The 3,874-nt window shown below is 42.0% G+C and carries 5 protein-coding genes and 1 pseudogene; all 6 read left to right on the forward strand.

Annotated elements, in window-relative coordinates; genetic code table 11:
* Positions 1 to 258, forward strand: a pseudogene (locus QZ158_RS07980) (SrtB family sortase); the annotation flags it as partial.
* Positions 259 to 422: 164 nt separating this feature from the next.
* Positions 423 to 1,604 (forward strand): pyridoxal phosphate-dependent aminotransferase, encoded by a 1,182-nt coding sequence (locus tag QZ158_RS07985; RefSeq protein ID WP_293887422.1) that lies wholly within the window; start codon positions 423 to 425, stop codon positions 1,602 to 1,604.
* A complete protein-coding gene (gene recO / locus QZ158_RS07990) occupies positions 1,588 to 2,367 on the forward strand; it encodes a DNA repair protein RecO (RefSeq protein WP_293887424.1) in 780 nt (259 codons plus the stop codon). Before QZ158_RS07985 ends, recO begins: the two co-directional genes overlap by 17 nt.
* Entirely contained in the window at positions 2,364 to 3,368 is a 1,005-nt protein-coding gene (gene plsX, locus QZ158_RS07995; protein WP_293887426.1) for a phosphate acyltransferase PlsX, read from the forward strand. The genes recO and plsX overlap by 4 nt, the downstream gene beginning before the upstream one ends.
* Entirely contained in the window at positions 3,365 to 3,610 is a 246-nt protein-coding gene (locus tag QZ158_RS08000) for an acyl carrier protein (protein WP_293887428.1), read from the forward strand. Before plsX ends, QZ158_RS08000 begins: the two co-directional genes overlap by 4 nt.
* A 169-nt stretch (positions 3,611 to 3,779) precedes the next feature.
* The coding region (locus QZ158_RS08005; RefSeq protein ID WP_366928215.1) for a phosphoribosylaminoimidazolesuccinocarboxamide synthase at positions 3,780 to 3,874 on the forward strand (95 nt) is incomplete at its 3' end.

The following is a 3,874-nucleotide window of genomic DNA, read 5'->3' on the forward strand; positions in this document are numbered from 1 at the left end:
TTTTATCGCATCCATTTTAAAGATGATCGAGACTTCACTGATCAACTGGATCAAGTGTATCAGAATGCGAAAACAAAAAATCCAACAATGAAAGTAAAAGCTTCGGACCGCTATTTGGTCTTATCTACTTGCCGGGAAGAAGACAATAGCGTCCGATCCAATCTCTACCTTCGTCAGATACCGGATTCAGAAATGACTGAGTTTTTAGCGAAACATGGTGATCAGTTGAATTATGTTGCAACACGTGGTCAAGAATAGAAAAGATTTGGTAAAATTTATTCAATGAGAGGATTTAGCATGTGCTAAGTCCTTTTTTGATGAGAAAGGCCATTATTGTATCATTTTAGTTGGGACTAGCCCCTTTTTTGCGATGCTTTTCCATTTATAGTATAATGGTGATAGAACTTTTTTTGGAGGTGGCTATGGATTTAACAAAACGGTTTAATCACAATTTGAATCGAATCGAGATTTCTTTGATTCGCCAGTTTGACCAAGCCATTTCTTCTATTCCAGGTGTTTTACGTTTAACCTTGGGTGAACCAGATTTTACGACGCCAGATCATGTAAAGGAAGCAGCAAAAGCAGCTATCGATTCCAACCAGAGTCATTATACGGGGATGAGTGGCTTGCTAGCTCTACGTGAAGCTGCTAGTCAGTTTGTAGCTGAAAAATATAATTTACAGTATCGACCAGAGGATGAAATTTTGGTTACTATTGGGGCAACGGAGGCCCTTTCTGCGACCTTGACCGCTATATTGGAACCGGGAGATGTGGTGCTCTTACCAGCACCAGCTTATCCTGGTTACGAACCTATTATTAAACTGATGGGGGCTAGTGTCGTCGAAATCGATACGACAGACAATCACTTTACCCTCAGCCCAGAGGCTTTAGAAAAGGCTATAGAAGAGCAAGGAGATCGCGTCAAGGCGGTTATTCTCAACTACCCAGCTAATCCGACAGGTGTCACCTACTCTAAGGAGCAGATGCAGGATTTGGCTAGTGTTTTAAAGAAATATGAAGTTTTTGTCGTTTGTGACGAAGTTTATTCAGAGCTAACCTATACAGGTCAGCCTCACGTTTCCTTAGGATCCTATCTACGGGACCAAGCTATTATTATCAATGGCTTATCTAAGTCTCATGCTATGACAGGCTGGAGACTCGGTTTTATCTTTGCGCCGGCTTCCTTGACAGCTCAATTAATCAAGAGTCATCAGTACTTGGTGACTGCAGCGGGGACCATGAACCAGTATGCAGCCATTGAAGCCTTAACGGTTGGTAAAGATGACGCAGAGCCGATGAAACGGGAATACATAGAGCGTCGAGATTATATCATCAAAGAAATGTCTGCCATGGGCTTTGATATTATCCGCCCGGATGGGGCCTTCTATATTTTTGCTAAGATCCCACAAGGATATCTTCAAAATTCCTTCGATTTTTTGAAGCTCCTAGCCCAAGAAAAGGCTGTTGCCTTTATCCCAGGAATGGCTTTTGGCCCATATGGAGAAGGCTATGTGCGCTTGTCTTATGCAGCAAGTATGGAAGTGATCCAAGAAGCGATGAGTCGGTTGAAGGAGTTTATGAAAGAACATGCTGGAGAGCATTGAAAGTCGTGGCATCGTCCTCTACCATCGGGATTACCGAGAGGATGATAAGCTGGTTAAAATCTTTACAGAGCAAGCTGGCAAGCTCATGTTTTTCGTGAAACATGCCAATCGTTCTCGGTTGAATTCTATGATCCAACCGTTGACTTTAGCGGATATGTATCTGAAAATTAATGATGACGGACTCAGCTATATCGAAGATATTCATGAGGTTCAAAGTTTCCAAGGGATTAATCAAGATCTTTTTCGTCTTTCCTACGCAACCTATATACTGGCCTTGGCAGATGCTAGTATACAGGATCGTCAACCTGATCCAGCTTTATTTGCTTTTTTAGAGCAGACCTTGCAATTGATGGATCGGGGCTTGGATTATGAAATCTTGACCAATATTTTTGAAATGCAGATTTTATCCCGATTTGGTGTCGCCTTAAACGTCCATGAGTGTTGCGTCTGTCATCGAGTGGGGTTGCCTTTTGATTTTTCATTCCGCTTGGGTGGTGTCCTTTGCCCAGATCATTATGATCGTGACGAAAGACGAGCCCACTGGGATCCAAACACCCTCTATTTGCTGGATCGTTTTCAAGCTGTGAAATTTAGTGAGTTAGAGACGATTTCCATCCATGATGCGATGAAGAAAGAGTTGAGAAAGTGTCTAGACCAACTCTATGATGAATATGTAGGCATTCATCTAAAAGCTAAGAAATTTATTGATTCCCTGGGAAGCTGGGGAGAGATCTTAAAAGATCAGTCTGGAGGTAAGAAATGAAAAAAATTGCAGTTGATGCAATGGGTGGAGACCATGCTCCACAGGCCCTGGTAGAAGGGGTCAATCAAGCTATACAAGAATTTAAGGATATTGAAGTCATTTTGTACGGAGATGAGGCTAAAATTAAGCAATACCTGACAGCAACTGAACGGGTATCCATCGTTCATACGGATGAGAAAATCAACTCAGATGATGAGCCAACTCGTGCGATTCGTCGGAAAAAGCAAGCCAGCATGGTCTTAGCAGCGCATGCAGTTAAGAATGGAGAAGCGGATGCTATGCTTTCTGCAGGGAATACAGGCGCTCTTCTTGCCTCTGGTTACTTCATCGTCGGTCGGATCAAGGTCATCGATCGTCCAGGTTTGATGTCGACTCTTCCTACCCTTGATGGGAAGGGCTATGATATGTTGGATCTGGGGGCAAATGCTGAAAATACGCCAACACACTTGCACCAATATGCGATTATGGGAGCCTATTATGCAGAGAATGTCCGTGGCATTAAGCAGCCTCGTATCGGTCTCTTAAATAACGGAACAGAGGAAAGCAAAGGGGATCCCCTACGCAAGGAGACCTATCAATTATTAGCAGCGGATCCTTCTCTTAATTTTGTAGGAAATGTGGAAGCGCGTGACTTGATGGATGGAGTTGCTGACGTCATTGTCACAGATGGATTTACAGGAAATGCTGTCCTTAAGACTATGGAAGGAACTGCTCTGGGCCTCTTTAAACAGTTGAAAACGGTCCTTAGTGGTGGTGGCTTGAAAGCTAAGATTGGAGCCTTTCTCTTGAAGAATGATCTACGAGGTTTGAAAAAGACCTTGGATTATTCAGATGTTGGAGGTGCAGTCTTGTTTGGTTTGCAAGCCCCTGTCGTGAAAACCCATGGTTCTAGTGATGACAAGGCAGTCTATAGCACGATTCGCCAGATCCGGACCATGTTAGAAACAGATGTTATCCGTAAATCTGTGGTTGAATTATCAGAATTGGAGGAAGAGAAATGAGTCGACATCAAGAAATTTTTAAACTAGTTGAAGGGTTGATTCAAGATAATAAGGGATCTGACTATGAGGTTACTTTGGATTTGGACTTACGAAAGGACTTGGAAGTAGATTCCGTTGATCTCATGGAATACATTATTTATTTGGAAGAAGCCTACCAAATTGATATCCCAGATAAAGACATTGATGCCATGGCAACTGTTGGAGATATGGTAGACTACGTTTTGAAGAAAACAAGCAAATAAAGTTCGGTTTTTACGAACGAATAAGCATCTAAAAATAAGAGGTTGAATCTTTTTGATTCAATCTCTTATTATTTTTGTGTTACAGGCGAACAAGATACGGATTTAACTTGAAAAAACAACATCTCTGTGATACACTGAAAGGGATAAAAGATGAAAGGCGAACAAGAAGATGTCCGATCAATTAATTTATACGGGGAAAGCAAAAGATATTTATAGTACAGAAGACGAACATGTGATTAAGTCCGTTTATAAGGACCAGGCCAC

Origin of the sequence: Streptococcus sp. A12 (assembly GCF_905372335.1) — a bacterium.
Taxonomy (GTDB): Bacteria; Bacillota; Bacilli; order Lactobacillales; family Streptococcaceae; genus Streptococcus.

Excerpts from the sequence above, each read along its gene's own strand:
- QZ158_RS07985 (WP_293887422.1), top strand. The coding sequence starts at position 423 with ATGGATTTAACAAAACGGTTTAATCACAATTTGAATCGAATCGAGATT.
- recO (WP_293887424.1), top strand. The coding sequence starts at position 1,588 with ATGCTGGAGAGCATTGAAAGTCGTGGCATCGTCCTCTACCATCGGGAT.
- plsX (WP_293887426.1), top strand. The coding sequence starts at position 2,364 with ATGAAAAAAATTGCAGTTGATGCAATGGGTGGAGACCATGCTCCACAG.
- QZ158_RS08000 (WP_293887428.1), top strand. The coding sequence starts at position 3,365 with ATGAGTCGACATCAAGAAATTTTTAAACTAGTTGAAGGGTTGATTCAA.